Source organism: Streptomyces sp. NPDC048211 (assembly GCF_043202315.1).
Classification (GTDB): Bacteria; Actinomycetota; Actinomycetes; order Streptomycetales; family Streptomycetaceae; genus Streptomyces.
Genome location: NZ_JBIDAD010000009.1, coordinates 277,007 through 298,117 on the forward strand (window position 1 = coordinate 277,007; position 21,111 = coordinate 298,117).

Here is a 21,111-nt window from a genome sequence, read left to right on the forward strand (position 1 = left end):
ACTGCCGCCTCCGAACCGGATGCGGGCACGTGCGCATGGGGCCACGCTGGAGGTATGGCTACTCCCCCGATTGTGATCCACCGACCCACACCATCCGGAGCGCGGCTCGTCACCGTCCACCTGGCCGGCCGCGAGGAGAGGCTCGGGCTCGCCCACAGCGATCACGATGTCATCGTGTTCCTCGCCGACGCCGGAATGGCGGACCCGGCACGGGCCCTCGACACGCCGTCCCTCGTCGAGTGGCAGGGCGCAGCCGCCCACGACTTCGCGGCGGCCTGAACGGCGACCGCTCCGGCGGTCGGTTCGTTCGCGCCTTCACCGCGGCCTGAACGGCAATCGCTCCGGCAGTCGGTTCGTCCACGCCTTCACCGCTGTCCGGCCCCGGCCCCGGACGCCGCGCCGCCCCCGCCCCGCCGGAGCGGGTACGGGGGCGGCGCGGGCCTCGACGCGGGTGGTGTCACTCGGTCTCGACGAAGGGCGGAAGATCGGGTTCGACGAACAGCCCCTGGTAGCGCGGTGTCGGCAAGGCCTCGACACGGCCCGGGGCCTCGGACGCCGAGCCCGCCGCGCTCTCGTCCGAGCGCCGCTGAACCTGGCGGGGCGGGGTATCAGCCATCGGGTCTCCTGTTTGTTTTCGCAGTTGCTTCTGAGGGCCCCGAGGCGCCGTCCGGTCCTCGGACCGCGGCGGCGACGGGGTGTGGCACCGTCCCGGTCCCACACCCACCAGGGCACCGGTATCCGACGAGGCATGCTGAGAGTATCCGTTGTCCCAGCTCCGGCGGTCAGCACCGTCGCCGGTCCGCTCGTCATTCGCCTGCACAGCCGCGTCAGCGCGCCTCGCGGTCCTCCTGCCACCGGGTGTACGGGACCCGGGAGATCTCCCGTACGCCTCCGAACGTGCCCCATTCGTCCTTGCCGAGCCGGGTCAGCGGGCGCAGTTCGGTGATCTCCGGATGGCCGTCCGTCATCACGTCCTCGTCGACCGCGGCGTGCACCACGCGCCCGAACACGACGGTGGAGTCGCCGAGCAGGACCGTGCTGTGCAGCTCGCATTCCAGCGCGACGGGTGATCCCGCCACGCGCGGCGGCTTCACCCGCAGACTGGGCTCCTGCTCGACGCCCACGGCCTCGAACTCGCTGATGCCGCGCGGGAAGTCGGTGGCGGTGGCGTTGATCTGCTCGAAGAGGTGCTCCGGGGCGAAGTTCACCACGAAGGAGCCCGTCGCCTCGATGTTGAGCAGCGTGTCCTTGCGTCCCACCGAGGTGAACTGCACGACGGGCGGGCTGACGCAGGCGATCGTGAAGAAGGAGTGGGGAGCCAGATTGGCCGTCTCGCCGTCAGGGGTGACGGTGGAGACCCACGCGATGGGCCGGGGGACGACCACGGCGGTGAGCAGTCGGTAGAACGTGCCGGTGTCGGTGGCCCCGGGATCGATGTCGATGCGCATGACGCCGAGTATGGCGTCCGGCCCTGCCACCCTCCTACGCCTCCGCGCCCCCCGGGGCCTCCCGGCCTCCCGGCGCCCTACGCCTCCGCGTCCCCGGAGCCTCCCGGCCCCTCGGAGCCGAACTGCTCGGCCCGCAGGGCGAGGTCCTGGAGCACGTCGGCGGACGACACGTCCGTCTGCCCGGAGTCGTGCACCTGCGCCAGCATCGCGAACGCCAGGGTGAACGCACCGACGAGTTGCTCCACCGCGCCGCCCACCTCCCGGCCCACCAGGGCCACCACGTCCTCGATCGTGGCGTCCTCGGGAATCGCGATCCGCGGCATCGTCTCGTTGAGAAGCGCGGTCACCACGGTCGAATCGGTGCTGGGGTCGTCACGGTCCGGGTTCTCCTCCAAGAGGCGGCGCATCTCGCCCGCTTCGGTGAGGATGCCGATCACACGTTTCACGACTTCGCTCTGCTCCATCCCGCGAGCATAGGTGCAGGCGCACCGGCCGACGAGGACAACAGCACTGGCCGGTCCACCGTGCCGGTCCCGGGGAGGCGTCTCCCGGCCGCCCGGTCCTGCGGCGACAGCCGACGGGCCGTAGCGTACGGGACAGGGCCCGGCCGGCCGGGAAGCCGCCGTGCGCCCCGCGGGCGTACCGGGCCCGGGGCACGCACCACCGCACTACCGGAGGTACGCATGACCAGTACCGATCTCCCCGTGATCGCCGCGGTCGACGGGTCGACGCACAGCCGCGACGCGCTGGACTGGGCGGCCCGTGAGGCGGCCGGGCGGGGGCTCCCCCTGATGATCGTGCATGTCCGCCTCCTGACCCGGCGCACCGGCCAGGAGACGCAGGAGCGCGAGGCGCAGGAGCTCTTCGACCGCTCCGTGCGCCGGGTGGAGCGGATCGCGCCCGGGCTGCGTCCCACGACCCTCGCACCACTCGACTTCCCCTCGGCGGCCCTGGTCTCCCTGAGTCGTGATGCGTCTCTGGTGGTGGTCGGCTCACGCGGACTGGGCGGGTTCCGCTCCCTGATGCTGGGTTCCAACAGCCTGGCGACCGCCTCGATGGCCAAGTGCCCCGTGGTCGTCGTCCACAGCGGGCAGCCGGACGAGGAGCCGGACGACAGCGCCCAGGAGGTCTTCCGGGACGTCGTCGCGGGGGTGGCCGCCGACGAGAGCAGCGAGGCGGTCCTGGAGTTCGCGTTCGAGACCGCGGCGGCCCGCCCCGGGGCGCGGCTGCGGATCGTGCACGGCTGGACGATGTTCTCGTCGATGCTCGGCGGCGGCCCCGTCTTCGACCGGGACGCGGCGGCCGATTCCGCCGAGCGGTCCCTCGCCGAGCTGACAGCGGGCTGGCGCGAGAAGTATCCGCAGGTCGAGGTCATGAAGGAGCCCGTCAACGGCTCCGCGTCGCGCACCTTGGTGACCGCGTCCGCGACCGCGGCCCTGACGGTGATCGGCCGGCGCAAGGGCGGCGAGTCGCTCGGGCTCGGCCTCTCCCCGGTGGCGCAGACGACGCTCACGCATGCGCTCGGGCCGGTGGCCGTGGTGCCCTGCTGAGGGTGCCTGACGGTCCTGGCGGCCGCCGGCCGTCGTGCCCGGCCGAGCCGACCCGTAGTCCCCCGCCGGTGGCCGTGGTGCCCTGCTGAGGGCGCCTGACAGTCCCGGCCGCCGCTGCCGTCGCAACCGGCCGAGCCGACCCGGAGTCCCCCGCCACAGGCCCTTCCGCGGCCGGTTCCCGCCCTCCGCGGCCTGTCAGCGGGTGCACGGCCCTTGGCCCCTGACGCCGGTGGGCCCACACTGACCCGATGACGCAGCGCGTGGATCTCTCGACCGTGATGGACCGGCTCTCCATCGATGCAGTGATCACCGGCTACGCGGTGGCGGTGGACGACGGTGCGTGGGCGGACTACCGGGCCCTGTTCACCGCGGAGGGGCGCGCCGACTACCGCGCCGCCGGCGGCATCGAGGGTCCCGCCGCCGAAGTGGCGGAGTGGCTAGCAGAGACCATGCTGCTCTTCCCCGTACGGCAGCACCTGATCGTCAACCGCCGCCTGGACCTTCAGGACCTCGGCGGCTACCCGGGCGACCGTGCGCGGGTGCAGGCCGACTACATGAACCCGATGCGGCTCGTGAGCGGACCGGACGAGGGCCCGGGTGCCGCGGACCGTCCGACCGCACCCAACTTCGTCTCCGGCGGGCGGTACGCCTTCGAACTGCTCCGTACCGGCGACGGATGGCGGATTCAGGGCGTGACGGTCCACGAGAAGTGGCGGAGCCTGTCGGAAGCCCTCATCGCCCAGTGATCCGCCCCGACTCGCTTCCGCTGCCCCACACTGGGGGAACAAGCAGGGGAACGGATCGGATTCACGGATGATGCCTGCCACCCGGCAGGACGAGGAGGCGCGGCATGCCGAGCGGGGCCGTGTGGCGTGAGCGGGGCGACCGGATACTCGGCTCTGTCCCGGGGCGCGGAGCCGTCGCGCTCCTGGCCGGTGCACTGCCCGCTCTCGCGTTCCCCGCGCCGGGACTGTGGTGGCTGGCATACGTCGCCCTGGTCCCGTTGCTGCTGCTGATCCGGTCCGCCGGCACGGCGCGCAGGGCGGCGCTCGACGGCTGGCTCGGCGGGACGGGCTACATGCTGGCGGTGCACCACTGGCTGATGCCGAGCCTGCATGTCTTCATCGTGGTGCTGGCGGCCCTGCTCGGTCTGCTGTGGGCCCCGTGGGGGATGCTGGTCGGCCGGCTTCTGCGCGGACAGGTCTCCGGACGCGGGGTGGTGGCGGCCGTGGTCCTGGTTCCGTGCGGCTGGCTGATGATCGAGACGGTGCGCTCCTGGGAGGGGCTCGGCGGCCCCTGGGGACTCCTCGGCGCGAGCCAGTGGCAGGTCCCGCCGGCGCTCCGTCTGGCCTCGGTGGGCGGGGTCTGGCTGGTGAGCCTGCTCGTGGTCGCGGTGAACACGGCGTTCGTCCTGCTGCTCACGAGCCGTGCGGCCCGCGCGTCGGCCGTCGTCTCGCTCCTGGCGGCCGCCGTGGCCGTGGGGTCGGTGTGGGTGTGGGCGCCGCAGCCCGAGCAGACCGGGACGGTCCGGATCGCCGTCGTCCAGCCCGGCGTCGTCGAGGGGCCCGGCAGCGTGCAGCGCCGCTTCGCGCGCAGCGAGGAGCTGACGCGCTCACTGGCGGGACGGGACCTCGACCTGGTCGTGTGGGGTGAGAGCAGTGTGGGCGTCGATCCGGTGAGGCGGCCCGATGTCGCCGCCCGGATCGCCGCGCTGTCGCGCCTGGTGGGCGCGGACGTGCTGGTGAACGTGGATGCCAGACAGACCGATGCCTCGGGCCGGACCGGAATCTTCAAGAGCGCTGTGCTGGTGGGTCCGCGGGGGCTGACCGGGGACCGCTACGACAAGATGCGTCTGGTCCCCTTCGGCGAGTACATCCCGGCCCGCTCGGCGCTCGGGTGGGCCACCTCGATGGGCAGGGCGGCGGGCGAGGACCGGCTGCGCGGCGCGGGTCCGGTGACCATGACGCTGCCCGGCGCGCAGGGCCTGCGCATCGGTCCGCTCGTCTGCTTCGAGTCCGCGTTCCCCGACATGAGCAGGCGGCTGACCCGTGACGGCGCCCGGGTCCTGATCGCCCAGTCGTCCACGTCGTCCTTCCAGCACGGCTGGGCGCCCGGCCAGCACGCCTCGCTGGGTGCGCTTCGGGCGGCCGAGAACGGCCGCCCTATGGTGCACGCCACGCTCACGGGCGTCAGTGCGGTGTACGGCCCGCAGGGGCAGCGTGTCGGGGCTCCGCTCGGTACGGACACGAGCGGGACGGCGGTGTACGGCGTGCCGCTGGCCCGGGGCACGACGTTGTACGTGCGGCTGGGCGACTGGCCGCTGTACGGCGCGGCGGGTGTGCTGGTGGCCTTCTGCGCCTTCGAAGCCGTCCGGTCCGTGCGCAGGCGGGACCGGGCGCAGCCGGTGGGGGGCGCCCCGGTGGTCCCGGCCGGTGGTGCGGGGCCGGGACTCTCCGCCCGTACGGCCGCGGAGGCTCCCACGGAATCCGCGCCGCAGTGAAGCCCGGTGACGGTGACCGGGCCGTGGAAGCGCGGTGAGTCCGGGACTCAGGCGGCGCGGCCCGGTCCGTGGACGGTGACGATGTCGCCCATGGCGTCGACGGTGAGCGCCACCCGTTCGACCTTGTTGGTCACGCCGAGGACCAGCCACACGGCGCCCCAGAGGAAGCAGGTGAAGGCGGTCAGGACGGCGTGCAGGACATGGTTCAGCGGCCGGCCCCGGACCATGACGACCTGGGTCTCCGAGCGGGACTCCACGCGCCAGCCGCTCGCGATCCGCTGATTGACCGCCCAGTCGAGGATCAGGGCGCGCTGGATGGCGTCGGGAGGACGTCCGTCGGCCGAGTAGTAGCCGGGAGGGGGCTGGAGCGCACCCCATCCCGGTGGCTCGCGGTGGGGCTTCACCAGGTCACCTCCACGGCCGGCGGTCCATCCACCCAGCCTGCATCGGCGCCGGTCCGCACGCATCCGGAGCCGTCGACGGCACCGGCTGCACGTGCTACGCGCAGTCGAGGTCCCGCAGGACGCGCTCGCACAGTTCGTGCGTCTGCAGGGCGTCCCGGGCGCTCAGCAGCTTTCCTGCCCGCACCGCGTCCAGGAACGACAGGACGCTCTGCTCGATGCCTCGCTGCCGGGCCACCGGAACCCAGTCGCCGCGCCGTCGCACGCTCGGCTGGCCCTTGTGGTCGATGACCTCGGCGAGGTTGAGCACTTCGCGCTTGGAGTCCTGGCCCGAGACCTCCAGCCGTTCCTCGGTCGAGCCGCTGAGCCGGTTCATCGCGCCGATGGCGGTGAATCCGTCCCCGGACAGCTGGAGCACCACGTGGTGCATCAGGCCGTCACGGATCCTGGCCCGGACGACGGTGTGCTCGACGGGTCCGGGCACCAGGAAGCGCAGCGTGTCGACCACGTGGATGAAGTCGTCGAGGACCATGGCCCTCGGCTCCTCCGGCAGCCCGACCCGGTTCTTCTGCATGAGGATCAGCTCACGCGGGTGCTCGACGCACTGTGCGTAGCCGGGCGCCACCCGCCGGTTGAAGCCAACCGCCAGGGTGACACCGCGTGCCTCGGCGAGCTCCACCAGCCTTTCGGACTCGGCGAGTTCGTAGGCCAGCGGCTTGTCGACGTAGGTGGGGACGCCCGCTTCGAGCAGCCGTCCGGTGATCTCCGGGTGCACGGCGGTCGGGGCGTGCACGAACGCCGCGTCCAGGCCCTGGGCGAGCAGCGAGTCGAGGTCGGTGTGGCACTGCCCGTCCGGGATGCGGTGGGTGGCGGCGACCGAGGCCAACGTGGCGGGGGTGCGGGTCTGCAGATGCAGTTCGACTCCCGGCAGGGCGGTGAGTACCGGCAGGTACGCCTTCTGCGCGATGTCGCCGAGCCCGATGCAGCCGACCTTCACAGGGTCTCCTTCTCGCTGTTCAGCGCCGTACGTCGCGGTCCTTTGCCATGGGCGTCGACCGCGGCCGGGCCGGCGCGTCCTTCGTCCCGGCAGCATACGTGTGCTGCGGCGGCCGCCAGTCGGCGATGCCGTCGAACGTGCGCAGGACGAGCCCCGGCCCGAGCCGGGAGACGGTGGACATGACGAGGTCCCTTACGGCTACGGAGGGGCGGAGGCCGGCCGCATCGTCCCGGTGACCCGTGCGTGCCTTGCGGACGACGACGGTGGTCCGCGACAGGGACCGATGACGACCACCCCCGCCGGTCATGCGGTCCTCGACGGGCCCCCGCCGGGCATGCCGAGCGCACGTGCACGGCCCGGCGTGGCGGCCGGCAAACCGGCGACACGCGGCGCGCCACGCTGACGGGGTCACTCGTGCGAGCCAATCCGGGCTTCCCCGCTCCCCGGACAGCCGGTCCGCACCCCAGAGTTGATCAGGTGCATCGAACCAGAATCACCGTGAAAGTCCTGGTCGGCGTGGCGGTCGCAGCCCTGTCCGGCTGTGTGTCCGTACAGCCGCAGCCGAGCTCACCGGCACGCCCGGAGAGCAGCCGGCCGGCGCAAGAGCTCGACCCGCAGATCGGCCGGCCTCCGGTACGCGACACACTGGAAGCACTGCCCGGGCCGAAGCCCTCGCCCTCGGCCTCCCGCCGGGCAGCCCCGGCGCCCCCGGCAGTCCGGCGCGACGGGCCGCGACCCCCGCAGCAGCACCGCCCCGGCCAGGCCCGCACACAGCCAAGGCGGGCGGCTCCGCCCGTCCCCACCCCGGCCCTGCCGGCGCCGGTGGCCGGAGCGGACGTGTGTGCGCTCGGAAGGGGGTACGGGCACTGGCCCGCGGGCAGCCCGCAATCGCGGATCTGCGACGACACCTACGGCCGCTGACCCGGCCGGCCCGCACAGGGAAGCCGGTGGCCCACCGGGGCGGGCCACCGGCTTCCGCACTCCCCCGCACCGCGCATGCGACCGCCGGGCGGTCAGAGGTCCCGCAACCGCCGCTCCAGCCGGCCGATGGCGGCCCGGACGCCCCCTCCGTATCCGTCGTCCGCACCGTCCTGCGCGAGCGCGCCCGACGCCCGCCGGGCCCGGTCCAGATGGATCCGGGCGGCGGCGGGGCGCTGGAGCTTCACGTAGTCCGCCGCGAGGTTGAGGTGCAGCGACGGATAGAAGGCGCGCACCGCGAGCACGTCCCGGTGCTGGGCCGCCCGCCCGGCCGTCAGGGCCTCCGCGGCGCTGAGCGCGCGCAGGTCCCAGGCCAGCTCGTCACCGGGGTCGTCCTGCGTGTCGGCCATGTAGTGCGCGAGGGTGACCCGGTGCATCGCGTCATCGCCCTCACCGATCTCCGCCCAGAGCGCGCCGAAGCGGTTGCGGGCCTCCTCCCGGTCACCACCGTGGAGCAACATGATCGCCTGGCCGATTCTGGTCATGACGACGTCCGGCGACGCCTCCTGCTGCTCCGTCACTACGGTCTCCCTCGCACCTGTCCGCCCGCGCCCGGCCGATCACTTTCGGCCTGCTCCTGCTGATTTCCGGAAGATCCTGACAGCTCGTGTCGGTTCCGACCGGTTGCAGCCGGTTCGACGCTAGTCGCCGCAGCAGGCATTCGCACTCAGGCTCGGGCGCGCCCTCAGCCCAGGTCGGGGATGCGCCAGTCGATGGGCCGGTGTCCCTGCGCCGCGACCGCCTCGTTGATCTGGGTGAACGGACGCGAGCCGAAGAACTTCTTCGCGGAGAGCGGCGAGGGGTGCGCGCCCTTGACCACCACATGGCGCTCTTCGTCGATCAGCGGGAGCTTCTTCTGCGCGTAGTTGCCCCAGAGCACGAAGACCGCGGGGTCGGGGCGGGCGGCGACGGCCCGGATCACGGCGTCGGTGACCTTCTCCCAGCCCTTGCCCTTGTGGGAGTTGGCCTCGCCTGCGCGCACCGTCAGCACCGCGTTGAGGAGGAGCACCCCCTGCTCGGCCCACGGCATCAGATACCCGTTGTCCGGGACCGGCAGGCCGAGCTCCTCCTTCATCTCCTTGTAGATGTTGCGCAGGGAGGGCGGCGTCTTCACGCCCGGCCGCACGGAGAAGCACAGGCCGTGCCCCTGCCCCTCGCCGTGGTAGGGGTCCTGGCCGAGGACCAGGACCTTCACCTTGTCGTACGGAGTCGCTTCCAGAGCCGCGAACACCTGCTCCCGGGGCGGATAGACCGGCCCGTCGGCCCGCTCCTTCTCGACGAATTCGGTGAGCTCCCTGAAGTAGGGGCTCTCAAGCTCCTCGCCGAGGACGCCGCGCCAGGATTCAGGCAGCGGGTAGGTGTCGGTCACGTCAACAACCTCCGGTAAGCAATCGGTTCCAGACCTCAGAACCTACCGGGGACCACTGACAACGGACGCCGGGAGCCCCGCGGGGGCCGGGCGGCCCGGCCGCCGGGCCCCCGCGGTCCCACTACCAGCTGGCCTTGCGGTACAGCTCCCACATCTGCATGACCGTCTGCGGGTCCAGCGCACGCTCGCCGCCGCCGATGTCCTCGCCCGCGGCGACGTAGAGCTTGCCCTGCCACAGCGGCAGCAGCCGGACGTCGTCGACCAGGATCTTCTGGGCGCGCTCGAACTGCTTGCTGACGGCGCCGCGGTCGCTCTCCTTGCGGGACTGGGGCAGCAGATCCTTCGTGATCTCGTCCTTCAGGTACGGCATGCCGGTGACGCTGTCCTTGCCCACGAACGGGGCGATGAAGTTGTCGGGGTCCGGGAAGTCCGGGAACCAGCCTCGTCCGAAGACGGGGTACTCACCCTTGGTGAAGCCCTCCTGAAAGGTCTTCCAGGGCTTGCTCTTCAGGGTGATCCTGAACAGCCCGGAAGCCTCCAGCTGACGCTTGAGCTCGGCGAACTCGGGCGCCGTCGAGGACCCGTAGCGGTCGGTCGTGAACCAGAACGTCATCGCGACCGGCTTGGTGATGCCCGCGTCGGTGAGGATCTTCTTGGCCTTCTTCTCGTCCGGGTCGCCGAACGTGTCGAAGAAGCTGGTCGTGTGCGCCGCGATCCCCTTGGGGACCATCGAGTAGAGCGGCTCCGCGGTGCCCTGGTAGACCTTGGCCACCAGGGCGTCACGGTCCACGAGCTGCGCTATCGCACGGCGGACGGCCGGATTCCCGGCGGCCGGGTCCTCCGGGTTGAAGACCAGGAAGCGGATGTCGGCGCCGACGCCCTCGACGATCTGGAGATCGCTGTCCTCGTCCTTGTTGTCCTCCAGGGCGACGACCTCCTCGGCGGACAGACCGCGGTAGGTGGCGTCTATCTCGCCCTTCTTGAGCGCCGGGACCAGGTCGGCGGACTCCTTGAAGTACCGGATGGTCACCGCGTCGTTCTTGCGGTCGGCGAAGCCCTTGTAGTCGGGGTTCCTCACCAGTTCGGAGCGGTCGCCCGGCTTGTACGCGTTCAGCAGGTAGGGACCGGACCCGGTCACCTTGCCGTCGTCGCGGATCTTGTTCTTCGAGTACGCGCCGGGTGCGACCAGAGACATGGCGGGGGTGGCCAGCACGAAGGGGAAGGTGGCGTCCGGCTTGGTCAGATGGAAGATGACGACGTCGTCGCCCTTGGTCTCCACCCGGTCGAGCGAGCCGAGCATCCCGACGGGGCCGCCCTTGACCGCGATCGACCTGATCCGGTCGATGGAGTACTTCACCGCCTCGGCGTCGAGCGTGTCGCCGTTGGAGAACTTCAGCCCCTCGCGGAGTTCGCAGCGGTAGGCGGTGCTGGTCAGGTCGGTGAATCTGCAGTTGTCCGCGGCGTCGGGCTCGGGGCTCGTACTGCCGGTGGGGAAACTCACCAGGGTCTGGAACACGTTGCGCATCAGCTCCCAGGAGCCGTCCCACGCCGCGGCAGGGTCGAGCGTGGACGGTGAGCTGGTGGTCCCGACCGCCAGCTTCTGTTCCACGTCCGAACCGCCGCCGGGAAGCAGACCGCAGCCGGCCAGCAAAGACAGGGAAGCAAGGGCTGCAGCAGCCTGCAGACTGGCCCGGTAGAACACGCGCACGCTCCTCGATCAGCCATGGGTCGGCAGACCATACCGCAGTGCCCCGCCGGGTCAATCCGCTGGCCCGACGGGGCACTTGAGTCAATCAGGGCCAAACCGGCCCAGGCCGATCTCAGCCCACGCCGGCATTCAGGAAAATCCCGCCGTCGACCACGAGGGTCTGCCCGGTGATCCAGTCGGACTGGCTCGACGTGAGGAAGGCCGCGGCCCCGCCGATGTCCGCCGGGACGCCGAGCCGGCCGAGCGGGTAGGCGGCCGCCGCCTCCGCCTCACGGCCCTCGTACAGCGCCTGCGCGAACTTCGTCTTCACGACCGCGGGGGCGATCGAGTTGACCCGGACGACCGGCGCGAACTCGTGCGCGAGCTGCAGGGTCAGATTGACCATGGCCGCCTTGCTCATGCCGTACGCGCCGATGAACGGCGAGGCGGAGACACCCGCGACGGAGGCGATGTTCACGATCGCCCCGCCGTTCTCCTTCTGCCATGCCTTCCAGGTCTGCTGGGCGAAGCCCAGCGCCGAGATCACGTTCGTCTCGAAGACCTTGCGGGCCACGTTGAGGTCGAGCTCGGCGATCGGGCCGAAGACCGGGTTCGTACCGGCGTTGTTGACCAGGAAGTCGACCCGGCCGAACGCCTCCATGGTCCGCTCGACGGCCACCCCCTGGTGTGCCTCGTCGTGCGCCTTGCCGGCCACGCCGATGACCCGGTCGGAGCCGAGCGCCTCGACGGCCTCCTTCAGCGCGTCCTCGTTGCGCCCGGTGATGCACACCCGGTCGCCGCGGGCGACGAGCGCCTCCGCGATGCCGTAGCCGATGCCCCGGCTCGCACCGGTGATCAGCGCGACCTTGCCACTGTCCTGCACAGTCATGATGTCCGTAGCCCTTCGGGTCAGTTGAGCGGTCCGCCGGCGACGTACATGACCTGGCCGGACACGAAGCCGGCGTCGTCGCCCGAGAAGAAGGCGATGGCGTTGGCGATGTCCTCGGGGAAGCCGACGCGCTGCACCGGGATCTGGGTCGCGGCGGCGGCCTGGAACTCCTCGAAGCCCATGCCGACGCGCTCCGCGGTCTGCGCGGTCATCTCGGTGACGATGAAGCCGGGCGCGACGGCGTTGGCGGTGATGCCGAACTTGCCGAGCTCCTTGGCCAGGGTCTTGGTGAAGCCCTGCAGACCCGCCTTGACCGCGGCGTAGTTGGCCTGGCCGCGGTTGCCGAGGGCCGAGGAGGAGGACAGCGAGACGATCCGGCCGAACTTGGCGTCCACCATGTGCTTCTGGACGGCCTTGGCCATCAGGAACGCGCCCTTGAGGTGCACGTTCATCACGATGTCCCAGTCGGACTCGCTCATCTTGAAGAGCAGGTTGTCACGGAGCACGCCCGCGTTGTTGACGAGGATCGTCGGGGCGCCGAGCTCCGCGGCGACCCGCGCGACGGCGGCTTCCACCTGAGCGCTGTCCGACACGTCGCAGCCGACGGCGAGGGCCCTGCCCCCGGCAGCGGTGATCTTCTCGACGGTGTCCTTGCAGGCCGCCTCGTCGAGGTCGAGTACGGCGACGGCGCGGCCCTCGGCCGCCAGGCGTACCGCGGTGGCGGCACCGATGCCCCGTGCGGCTCCGGTCACGATGGCTACGCGCTGCTCGGTGGTGGACATGCTTGGCTCTCCTCGCCCTTGGGTCGCGGCTCAGCGGACGTCGGGCACATTCCCGCGAGAACGTCCCCGATAACTGAGCAACCGCTTAGTACCTTCAGCAGACGAGACGCTAGAAGCCCTGGCACCCGGTGTCAACGGCCCACGGACGCAGCGGCGCATGTCACACCGGACGGCGCCGCCCGCGCGGGGTGCGGGGGCGGCGCCGAAGGGGTGCTTATCAGCGCACCAGCAGGTCCAGCAGGCGTTCGACCTCGGCGGCGGGGTCGTCGGTGAGGCCGCTGTGGACCGGGCTCGGCTGGATGACGGTCGAGCGCGGCGCGATCAGCCAGCGGAACCGCCGCCCCGCATCGTCACCGGCCGCCTGGCCCGCGTCCGTACCGCCACGGCAGACGCCCTCGACGGCGTGCAGGGCGGCCCGCACCCCGGTCACGTCGGCGCGCGGGTCCAGGGCCCGGAGCTTGGCCTCGTCGAGCTCGGTACGGGCGGCGACGAACCCCTCGGCGCGGCAGTAGACCACCACGCCGGCGTTGAAGAACTCGCCGCGCTGGACCCGTGGCACCACGCGCAGGAGGGCGTACTCGAAGACATCGCGCTTGCTCACGGCCGGCCGCCCTTGTCGCTGTTCTCGTTGTCATGCCGCGGGGCGAGGCGCTCGACGAGCCAGCCCGGCGCCTGGGAGGGCTTGGACGCGGTCGGCGCGTCCAGGGTGATCCGCTCGTGAATGGTGGCGGCGCGCGGCAGCAGCGCCTCCACATAGGCGCGTCGCAACTCGTCCGTCGACCCGAAGCCCGGCTCGTCGACCAGCCACTCGTCGGGGACGTCGGCGGCGACTTCGGTCAGCAGTTCCTCGGTGACCAGCGGTGCGAGCTCGGCGGCGGCTGCCGCGATGTCGGGCCCGAACGGCGCCAGCGCGTGGTCGGAGGCGTTGTACGGCTTGGCGGCGGACGCCTGGGCGCCGGGCCAGTTGTGGTGCCAGATCATGGTGGCGCCGTGGTCGATGAGCCACAGGTCGCCGTGCCAGACCAGCATGTTCGGATTGCGCCAGGACCGGTCGACGTTGTTGATCAGCGCGTCGAACCAGACGACGCGTCCGGCCTCGCGCGGGTCCACCTGATAGGCCAGCGAGTCGAACCCGAGGGAGCCGGGAAGGAAGTCCATCCCGAGGTTCAGCCCGCCGCTGGCCTTGAGCAGCTCCTGCACCTCCTGGTCGGGCTCGGCGAGACCGATCACCGGGTCCAGCTGGATCTGCACGAGGTCGGGGACGCGCAGCCCGAGCCGCCGCCCGAGCTGTCCGCAGATCACCTCCGCGACCAGCGTCTTGCGGCCCTGTCCGGCGCCGGTGAACTTCATGACGTACGTACCGAGGTCGTCGGCCTCGACGATCCCGGGGAGCGAACCACCCTCACGCAAGGGCGTGACGTAGCGGGTCGCCACCACTTCTTTCAACACGTTCCCAGGCCACCCATCTCTTCAGCCTTACCATCCACGGACGACTTCTCCGGGGCGGAGAGGCGGGAGTCAGCCACCGACGGCACTGGGGAGAATCGGGGGAGCCTCGGCCGGCGAGCCGGTCTCCCGTCTCCCGTCTCCCCGCGCGGACCGTCGACAGCGCCGCGCCCCTCTCTGCCGGCTTCCGGCACGAAGTGAGCATAGTAACCGAGGGTGATCACCGACGCGGAATGCAGGGGCTGCCGGATCAGGGCCACGACGGGCTCCCGGCTTTCCCCGTGAGCCATGAGGACGTGTCACTCGCCGCGAGACAGGGCCGTCGGCCGCGGCGTCCCCCAAGGGGCCTCCCGCTCCAGCTGGGCCGCGAGCGCGAGCAGCGTGCCCTCGCCGCCGAGGGGCGCGGCGAACTGGACGCCCAGCGGCAGGCCTTCGCCGTCGTGGCCGAAGGGGACGGACATCGCCGGCATCCCGGTGACGTTGTAGACACTGGTGAACGCGGAGTACACGGACGCGTGCCGGTAGACCGACTCCGGAACCGTGGTGTCGAGGGTGCCGAGCAGCGGGGTGGGCCGGGCCAGGACCGGACTGAGCAGGACGTCGAACGCGTCGAACGCCGTGCCGACCTCCCAGCCGATCTCCTGCGCGCGGCGCAGCGCCCGGCTGACGTCGGCGGCGGGCAGGGCGCGGTAGGTGTCGTAGACGAGCCGGGTGAAGGGCTCGATGTCGTCGTCGGCCAGGGTCCTGGAGAGCTGGGCGAGCCGGGCCTCGATCTGGGCGACCAGGTCGGCCCCCATCAGGACGCCGGAGGTGCTGCCGACGTCGGCGGGGCGGTAGCGGGCGGTGGTCTCGGTGACGTCGTGGCCGAGCCGTTCGCACAGCAGGGCCGCGGCGCGGGTGGCCCGTTCGCAGTCCGGGTGGACGTCGGGGCCGTCCGGGAGCGCGGTGATCAGGCCGATCCGCAGTCGCCCGGGATCGCGGCGGGCCAGTTCGGCGAAGGGGGCGGCCGGGGCCGGGGCGGCGTAGGCGTCCCCGGGCAGGGGGCCGGCGACGACGTCGAGGAGCAGGGCGCTGTCCCGGACGGTCGTGGTCACGGCGTGGTGGCCCGAGACCAGGCCCGACAGGGTGGTGGGGCGGGGGGCGGGCGAGACGCGTCCGCGGCTCGGCTTGAGGCCGAACAGGCCGCAGGCGGCGGCCGGGATGCGGATGGAGCCGCCGCCGTCGCTGGCGTGGGCGACCGGGACCATTCCGGCCGCCACCGCGGCCGCCGAGCCGCCGCTGGAGCCACCCGGCGAGCGTTCGGTGTTCCACGGGTTGCGGGTGGGGCCGAAGAGAACCGGTTCGGTGGAGGCGTTGAGGCCCAGTTCGGGGGTGTTGGTGGTGCCGAGGACGACGGCTCCGGCGCGCCGGTAGCGGGCCACCAGTTCGCTGTCGCGGTGAGCGGTCGCGTCGGCGAAGAGCCGGCTTCCGCCCGTCGCCGGCAGGCCCTCCACCTCGGTGCCGAGGTCCTTGACCAGCACGGGGACACCGTGCAGCGGGCCGTCCGGCAGACCGGCCGCCACCTCGGCGAGCGCGGCCTCGAACCGGGTGCGGATCACCGCGTTGAGGCGGGGGTTGTGCTGCTCGATGCGGGCGATGGCCTGCTCGGTGACGGTACGGGCGTCGGTTTCGCCGTTCCTCACCGCCGCTGCCGTGGCGACGGCGTCCGGGCCCCTCACGCCACGTACCCGGCGGGCTTGCCCCAGGTCTCGCGGCGGGTGGTGCCCCGGTCGACGAGTACGCAGCGGGTACCGGTGAAGTTCGTCGGCATGCACTTGTTGCAGTGGATGCACAGGGACGGGGTGGTGGCGTCCTGGCTGATCCGGTTCACGAGGTCGGGCTCGCGCAGCAGCGACCTGGCCATGGCCACGTACTCGAATCCCTCACGCATGGCGAGGTCCATGGCCGGCCTGTCCGTGATCCCGCCGAGCAGGATCATCGGGAGCTTCACCGCGGCGCGGATCTGGCGGGCGTCCTCCAGCAGGTAGGCGTCCCGGTACGGATAGCTGTGCAGGAGGCGCTTGCCGACCAGCTTCACCCCGAGCTTGATCGGCTGCGGCATGATCGCGGCGAAGTCCTTGAGCGGGGCGTCGCCCTTGAAGAGGTACATCGGGTTGAGCAGCGAACTGCCCGCGGTCATCTCCAGGGCGTCGACGGTGCCGTCCTGTTCGAGCCACTGCGCGACAGGGATGGCCTCGTCGAGCCAGAAGCCGCCCGGGACGCCGTCGTCCATGTTCATCTTGGCGATGACGGCGATCCTGCCGCCGACCGCGTCGTGGACGGCCCGCATGATCTCCCGGGAGAACCTGGCCCGGTTCTCCAGGCTGCCTCCGTACGCGTCGGTACGGTGGTTGATCCTGGGGCTGAGGAAGGAACTGGCCAGGTAGTTGTGGCCCAGGTGGACCTCGACGGCGTCGAAGCCGGCCCGGACGGCGCGGCGGGCGGCCTCGGCATGCGCCTCGGTGATGCGCCGGAGGTCGTCGAGGGACGCCTCCTGGGCCCAGCTGATGGTGGTGGCGTGGAAGTGCCTGGACGGGGAGAGGGCCGGTGCGCCGTTGGCCTTCGGGTTGGCGACGGGGCCGCCGTGGCCGATCTGTGCGGAGATCGCGGCGCCTTCGGCGTGCACGGCGTCGGTGAGGACGCGCAGTCCCGGCATCGCCTCGTCGGTCCAGTGGATCTGGTGCCGGTCGGTCCGCCCCTCCTTCGAGACGGCGCAGTAGGCGACGGTGGTCATGCCCACGCCGCCCCGGGCGTAGCCGACGTGGAAGTCGACGAGGTCATGCGTCACCAGGGACCTGTGGCTGAGCCCTTCGTAGGTCGCGGCCTTGATGACGCGGTTGCGGAGCTTGAGGGGGCCGAGCTGGGCGGGGGCGAGGACATCGGGCGTCTCGGTGGTGGTCACGCGTGGTTCCTTTTCGGTTCGACGTGGTGGCAGGCGACCCGGTGGCCGGGCCGGATGTTCCTGAGCGGCGGCTCCGCCTCGGAGCAGAGGCCGGTGGCCAGCGGGCAGCGGGTACGGAAGCGGCAGCCCGACGGCGGGTCGAGGGGTGACGGAAGCTCGGCGGCCGGTCCGCCGGGCGCGGCCGGGTCCTGGACGGCGCCGGGGTCGCGCTGCACCTCGGGGAGCGAGGCGAGCAGCAGTCGTGTGTAGGGGTGGACGGCCTCGTGCTGCATGCCGTCGGAGGGCAGGACCTCGCAGACCTTGCCGAGGTACATCACCATCACGCGGTCGCTGATGTTCTTCACCACGGACACGTCGTGGGCGATGAAGACCATGCTCAGTCCGCGCCGCCGTGTCGCCGTCTCCAGGAGGTTGAGGATCTGGGCCTGCACGGACACGTCGAGGCTGGAGACGGGCTCGTCGCAGATCAGCACCTCGGGGTCCAGGAGCAGGGCGCGGGCGATGCAGACCCGCTGGCACTGGCCGCCGGAGAGTTCGTGCGGCCTGCGGTCGCGCACGGTCGCCGGGTCGAGGCCGACATCACGCAGGGCCGCGTCGATCCGGGTGTCCTTGTCGCGGGCGTCGTCGCCGCTCCCCCAGATCGACAGCCCCTCCCACACCAGGTCCTTGACCCTGCGGCGCGGGTTCAGCGCGGAGACCGGGTCCTGCATGATGATCTGCATCCGGGCGCGGGCCCGGCGCAGTTCCGCGGGGGCGAGACCGGTGAGGGTCACCTCGCCGAGTCGTACGGTCCCGGAGTCCGGCGGCGGCAGCTGGATCAGGGAGCGGCCGACGGTGGACTTGCCGCAGCCGGACTCGCCCAGGATGCCCAGGGTTTCGCCCGCCGCGACCTCCAGGCCGACACCGGAGACGGCGTGCACGGTGCGGCCGCCACCGGCCGGGAACTCCACGACGATGTTCTCCGCGCTCAGTGCGGGCCGCGGCGGATCCTGTGGGGTGGTGCGGGTGGTCGTCATACGGCGGCCTCCTCGACGGCGCCCAGGGGGTGGTGGCAGGCGACGAGGCCGCCCGCGTCTCGGTCACCGGCGTATCCGGTGAGCGGGGGCGGCTCGGTGGTGCAGTGGTCGGTGGCCATGGCGCAGCGCGGGGCGAACCGGCAGCCGGGGGGCGGATGGAGCAGATTGGGCGGGCGGCCCTCGATGGTGGGGAGCAGGGTGTGCGGGGGCAGGTCGAGGCGCGGGATCGAGGCGATCAGGGCGCTGCTGTACGGGTGCCGGGGGCGTTCGAAGACGGCCTGGGTGGGCGCGTACTCGACGAGGCGGCCGGCGTACATGACCGCGACCCGGTCCGTCCGGCCGGCGACGGTGGCGAGGTCGTGGCTGATCAGGATGGTCGCCATCCTGAGGTCGCGGGCGAGCGACTGGAGGAGGTCGAGGATCTGCTTCTGCACGGTGACGTCGAGCGCGGTGGTCGGTTCGTCGGCGATGAGCAGACGAGGGCCGCAGGCCAGGGCCATGGCGATGACGACGCGCTGGCGCATGCCGCCGGAGAGCTCGTGCGGGTACTGCCCGGCGCGCCGGGCGGGTTCGGGGATGCCGACCTGCCGGAGCAGTTCGACGGCTCGTTCCCGGCCCTCGGCGCGGCTCAGGCCGAGGTGCGCCCGGACGCTCTCCGACAGGTGCGTGCCCACCTTCTTCACCGGGTTCAGTGAGGTCATCGGGTCCTGGAAGACCATGGCGACCTGGGTGCCCCACAGGGCTCTGCGGCCTGCCGGGCTCAGGGCGTGGACGTCCGTGCCGCCGAGCAGGACGGTTCCGGAGACGGTGGTACCGGGGCCGTCGGTGATCAGGCCCATGAGGGTGCGGCCGAGTACCGACTTTCCCGAGCCCGACTCGCCGACGATGCCGAGGGTCTCGCCCTCGGACAGCGACAGGCCGACCCCGTCGACGGCCTGTACCGGGCCGCGTGGTGTGTGGAAGGCGGTGCGTACGCCGGTGGCGGACAGCAACGCGGTCGCGCCGGGTCCGGCCGGGGCCGGGGAGTCGCTCAGCGGTGTGGTGGTCACAGTTTCACGCTCCGGGAGTCCCAGCGCCCGCGAGCCTTCTCGCCGACGATGTTGAAGGCGAAGACGGTGAGGAAGAGGAAGGCACCGGGTACGAGCACGATGTGCGGGTGGTCCTCGAAGACCCGTCCCTCCCCCTCCGCGATCATGTTTCCCCAGGTGGGTTCGGGCGGCTGGATGCCGAGCCCGAGGAAGCTGAGCGAGGCCTCGGCGACGATGAGGACCGAGATCATCACCACCGCCAGGGACAGCAGCGGCAGCAGGACGTTGGGCAGCAGTTCGCGCAGCATGATCCGGGAGCGGGTGGCGCCCATGGCGCGGGCCGCGACGACGAACTCCCGGTTGGCGTAGGCCATCGTGGTGGCGCGGGCGAGCCGCACCATGCCGGGGATGGTGAGCAGGGCCAGCGAGAGGGCGACATTGCGCAGATGCGGCTCCAGCACGGTGGCGAGTGCGATGAGCAGGATCAGCGGGGGGACGGCGAGCAGCGAGTTGGTGGCGATGCCCACCGCCCGGTCGACGCTCTTTCGGAAGTAGCCGGCCACCATGCCGATCGCGCCGCCGAGGACGGTGCCGATGGTGACCGCGGACAGCGAGATGATCAGCGAGGACCGCGCCCCGTACAGGGACCGGGCGAGCAGGTCGAGACCGAAGCCGTTCGTGCCGAGGGGGTTGGCCCCGGTGAACGTCGGGGTGGCGAAGGCCGGTTCGAGGACCGTGCTCGCGACATCGCGGTCCTCTCCGAGGGGCAGCCACGGGGCGAACAGGATCGCGAGGCCGAGCACGATGAGCCAGCCCGCGCCGAACCAGAACACCAGGTCGAAGCCGGGGCCTGCCCAGATCCTGCCGAGCCTGGACGCCCCGGCGAACGTCATGCCGAGGCCCAGGAGGGCGAGGGCCGCCCTGACGGGCGTCACGAGCTGGGCCGTGGTCGCGCCGAACCCCAGCAGGACGAGGCCGACGACGGTGAGGGCCAGGGCGGTGAGCAGGGGCAGGGGGAAGGCGGCCCGCGTGCGCGGGGCGATGTCAGATATGGACACGTCGCGTCCTCGGGTCGAGGTAGCCGTAGGAGAGGTCGATGCCGGCGTTGATCACCACGTAGATGACGGCGATGGTGAGCACGGCGCCCTGGACCATCGGATAGTCGCCCTGCCCCGCGGCGTTGACGACGAGGGTCCCCATGCCGGGCAGCCCGAAGAGGTACTCGACGACGACGGTGCTGCCGATGAGCCGGCCGAGGCTGAGGCCGAGCAGGGTGACCAGGGAGAAGGAGGAGGGGCGCAGGGCGTCGGTGAACAGGATGCGCAGCGGGTTCATGCCCTTGGCACGGGCGGCGAGGATGTAGTCCTCCCGCAGGGTCACGATCAGGTCCCCGCGCAACACCCTGGTGAACATGGCTAGTTCGGCCAGCGCCACGGTCAGCGCCGGCAGGAAGGCGTGGTGGAGGTTGCCCGCCAGGTCGCCGCCGCCGAGCCGGATCCATTCGGAACGCGGGAACCAGCCGGCGGAGTTGACCAGGAGCATGATCAGCAGCAGCCCGGCGAGGAAGCTCGGCACGGAGAGCACCCCGAAGGTGCCCGCGCCGATGATCCGGTCGGCGGCGGAGTTCTCCCGGTACGCCGACCACATGGCGAGCGGCACGGCGATCAGCAGGGCGATGAGCAGCCCGAGTGCGGCGATCTCGAAGCTGACGGGCAGCGCGGACATGACGCGGTCGGTGACGTCGCTCTGCGGCGGTACGACGGACCGGCCGAGGTCCCCGGTGAGGACACCGCCCAGCCAGTCGAGGTAGCGGGTGACCAGCGACTGGTCGAGGCCGAGTTCCGTGCGGAGCTCGGCGTACTCGGCGGGCGACCGGCCGCCCCCCAGGATGTCGACGGCGGGGTCGCCGGGCAGCAGGACCACCAGGGAGAAGACCCCCATGCTCGCGATGAGGAGCACGCCCACCAGTTCCAGGACTTTGAGGGCCGGTCGGCGCAGCGCAGCGAAACTCATGGGTTCCTCCAGATCTGCCCGGTGGCGGTACACGGGTCTACGGGATGCGCACCACGGTGCGGTGAG

At 71.7% G+C, this 21,111-nt stretch carries 23 protein-coding genes; 4 read left to right on the top strand and 19 right to left on the bottom strand.

Annotation, left to right across the window (positions count from 1 at the left end):
- The first annotated feature begins 54 nt into the window (after nucleotides 1-54).
- Nucleotides 55-279: a hypothetical protein gene (locus tag ACGFZA_RS29965; protein WP_326734886.1), complete on the top strand. Its 225-nt coding sequence runs from the start codon at nucleotides 55-57 to the stop codon at nucleotides 277-279.
- Nucleotides 280-457: 178 nt separating this feature from the next.
- Here ACGFZA_RS29965 and ACGFZA_RS29970 read toward each other — a convergent pair whose 3' ends face one another.
- From ACGFZA_RS29970 to ACGFZA_RS29980, 3 genes are all read right to left on the bottom strand, one after another.
- Nucleotides 458-616: a hypothetical protein gene (locus tag ACGFZA_RS29970; protein ID WP_393683183.1), complete on the bottom strand. Its 159-nt coding sequence runs from the start codon at nucleotides 614-616 to the stop codon at nucleotides 458-460.
- Nucleotides 617-827: 211 nt separating this feature from the next.
- Nucleotides 828-1,448 carry a flavin reductase family protein gene (locus ACGFZA_RS29975; protein ID WP_385276984.1) on the bottom strand — a complete coding sequence of 207 codons (621 nt, stop codon included), beginning with the start codon at nucleotides 1,446-1,448 and terminating at the stop codon, nucleotides 828-830.
- Between the two features lie 77 nt (nucleotides 1,449-1,525).
- Nucleotides 1,526-1,912 (bottom strand): hypothetical protein, encoded by a 387-nt coding sequence (locus tag ACGFZA_RS29980; protein ID WP_385276981.1) that lies wholly within the window; start codon nucleotides 1,910-1,912, stop codon nucleotides 1,526-1,528.
- Between the two features lie 219 nt (nucleotides 1,913-2,131).
- On the opposite strand from ACGFZA_RS29980, the gene ACGFZA_RS29985 reads away from it, so the two are divergent.
- The 3 genes from ACGFZA_RS29985 to lnt all read left to right on the top strand — a co-directional run bounded on the left by ACGFZA_RS29985 (nucleotide 2,132) and on the right by lnt (nucleotide 5,498).
- On the top strand, nucleotides 2,132-2,998 hold the full coding sequence (locus ACGFZA_RS29985; RefSeq protein WP_393683186.1) for a universal stress protein: 867 nt from the start codon (nucleotides 2,132-2,134) through the stop codon (nucleotides 2,996-2,998).
- A gap of 248 nt (nucleotides 2,999-3,246) precedes the next feature.
- A complete protein-coding gene (locus ACGFZA_RS29990) occupies nucleotides 3,247-3,744 on the top strand; it encodes a nuclear transport factor 2 family protein (RefSeq protein ID WP_385276975.1) in 498 nt (165 codons plus the stop codon).
- 104 nt (nucleotides 3,745-3,848) lie between these two features.
- A complete protein-coding gene (lnt, locus tag ACGFZA_RS29995) occupies nucleotides 3,849-5,498 on the top strand; it encodes an apolipoprotein N-acyltransferase (RefSeq protein WP_385276972.1) in 1,650 nt (549 codons plus the stop codon).
- Nucleotides 5,499-5,545: 47 nt separating this feature from the next.
- Here lnt and ACGFZA_RS30000 read toward each other — a convergent pair whose 3' ends face one another.
- From ACGFZA_RS30000 to ACGFZA_RS30075, 16 genes are all read right to left on the bottom strand, one after another.
- Nucleotides 5,546-5,902 (bottom strand): hypothetical protein, encoded by a 357-nt coding sequence (locus ACGFZA_RS30000; RefSeq protein WP_393683189.1) that lies wholly within the window; start codon nucleotides 5,900-5,902, stop codon nucleotides 5,546-5,548.
- A 94-nt stretch (nucleotides 5,903-5,996) separates the two neighbouring features.
- Nucleotides 5,997-6,896 (bottom strand): Gfo/Idh/MocA family protein, encoded by a 900-nt coding sequence (locus ACGFZA_RS30005; protein ID WP_385276966.1) that lies wholly within the window; start codon nucleotides 6,894-6,896, stop codon nucleotides 5,997-5,999.
- A gap of 19 nt (nucleotides 6,897-6,915) precedes the next feature.
- Complete coding sequence (locus ACGFZA_RS30010; RefSeq protein ID WP_385276963.1) at nucleotides 6,916-7,077, bottom strand: hypothetical protein; 162 nt, start codon at nucleotides 7,075-7,077, stop codon at nucleotides 6,916-6,918.
- Nucleotides 7,078-7,909: 832 nt separating this feature from the next.
- Nucleotides 7,910-8,395: a hypothetical protein gene (locus tag ACGFZA_RS30015; RefSeq protein ID WP_385276957.1), complete on the bottom strand. Its 486-nt coding sequence runs from the start codon at nucleotides 8,393-8,395 to the stop codon at nucleotides 7,910-7,912.
- A 164-nt stretch (nucleotides 8,396-8,559) separates the two neighbouring features.
- Nucleotides 8,560-9,243 (bottom strand): uracil-DNA glycosylase, encoded by a 684-nt coding sequence (locus tag ACGFZA_RS30020; RefSeq protein WP_385276954.1) that lies wholly within the window; start codon nucleotides 9,241-9,243, stop codon nucleotides 8,560-8,562.
- 121 nt (nucleotides 9,244-9,364) lie between these two features.
- A complete protein-coding gene (locus ACGFZA_RS30025; protein ID WP_385276951.1) occupies nucleotides 9,365-10,945 on the bottom strand; it encodes an ABC transporter substrate-binding protein in 1,581 nt (526 codons plus the stop codon).
- A gap of 118 nt (nucleotides 10,946-11,063) precedes the next feature.
- Nucleotides 11,064-11,819 carry an SDR family oxidoreductase gene (locus tag ACGFZA_RS30030; protein WP_385276948.1) on the bottom strand — a complete coding sequence of 252 codons (756 nt, stop codon included), beginning with the start codon at nucleotides 11,817-11,819 and terminating at the stop codon, nucleotides 11,064-11,066.
- Nucleotides 11,820-11,839: 20 nt separating this feature from the next.
- Nucleotides 11,840-12,601 (bottom strand): 3-oxoacyl-ACP reductase FabG, encoded by a 762-nt coding sequence (gene fabG, locus ACGFZA_RS30035; protein WP_219567929.1) that lies wholly within the window; start codon nucleotides 12,599-12,601, stop codon nucleotides 11,840-11,842.
- 217 nt (nucleotides 12,602-12,818) lie between these two features.
- Nucleotides 12,819-13,202: a DUF3037 domain-containing protein gene (locus ACGFZA_RS30040; protein WP_393683194.1), complete on the bottom strand. Its 384-nt coding sequence runs from the start codon at nucleotides 13,200-13,202 to the stop codon at nucleotides 12,819-12,821.
- Nucleotides 13,199-14,050: a HipA family kinase gene (locus tag ACGFZA_RS30045; RefSeq protein ID WP_385276940.1), complete on the bottom strand. Its 852-nt coding sequence runs from the start codon at nucleotides 14,048-14,050 to the stop codon at nucleotides 13,199-13,201. The genes ACGFZA_RS30040 and ACGFZA_RS30045 overlap by 4 nt, the downstream gene beginning before the upstream one ends.
- A gap of 296 nt (nucleotides 14,051-14,346) precedes the next feature.
- Nucleotides 14,347-15,765 (bottom strand): amidase, encoded by a 1,419-nt coding sequence (locus ACGFZA_RS30050; protein ID WP_393683196.1) that lies wholly within the window; start codon nucleotides 15,763-15,765, stop codon nucleotides 14,347-14,349.
- A complete protein-coding gene (locus tag ACGFZA_RS30055) occupies nucleotides 15,762-16,988 on the bottom strand; it encodes an NADH:flavin oxidoreductase (protein ID WP_393683198.1) in 1,227 nt (408 codons plus the stop codon). The genes ACGFZA_RS30050 and ACGFZA_RS30055 overlap by 4 nt, the downstream gene beginning before the upstream one ends.
- Nucleotides 16,985-18,004 (bottom strand): oligopeptide/dipeptide ABC transporter ATP-binding protein, encoded by a 1,020-nt coding sequence (locus tag ACGFZA_RS30060; RefSeq protein ID WP_393683200.1) that lies wholly within the window; start codon nucleotides 18,002-18,004, stop codon nucleotides 16,985-16,987. The genes ACGFZA_RS30055 and ACGFZA_RS30060 overlap by 4 nt, the downstream gene beginning before the upstream one ends.
- Nucleotides 18,001-19,053 carry an ABC transporter ATP-binding protein gene (locus ACGFZA_RS30065; protein ID WP_385276915.1) on the bottom strand — a complete coding sequence of 351 codons (1,053 nt, stop codon included), beginning with the start codon at nucleotides 19,051-19,053 and terminating at the stop codon, nucleotides 18,001-18,003. Before ACGFZA_RS30065 ends, ACGFZA_RS30060 begins: the two co-directional genes overlap by 4 nt.
- The gene (locus tag ACGFZA_RS30070; protein WP_393683203.1) at nucleotides 19,050-20,090 is read right to left on the bottom strand and encodes an ABC transporter permease; all 1,041 of its coding nucleotides are present in this window, start codon (nucleotides 20,088-20,090) and stop codon (nucleotides 19,050-19,052) included. The genes ACGFZA_RS30065 and ACGFZA_RS30070 overlap by 4 nt, the downstream gene beginning before the upstream one ends.
- Nucleotides 20,077-21,045 carry an ABC transporter permease gene (locus ACGFZA_RS30075; protein ID WP_393683205.1) on the bottom strand — a complete coding sequence of 323 codons (969 nt, stop codon included), beginning with the start codon at nucleotides 21,043-21,045 and terminating at the stop codon, nucleotides 20,077-20,079. The genes ACGFZA_RS30070 and ACGFZA_RS30075 overlap by 14 nt, the downstream gene beginning before the upstream one ends.
- Nucleotides 21,046-21,111: the final 66 nt, after the last annotated feature.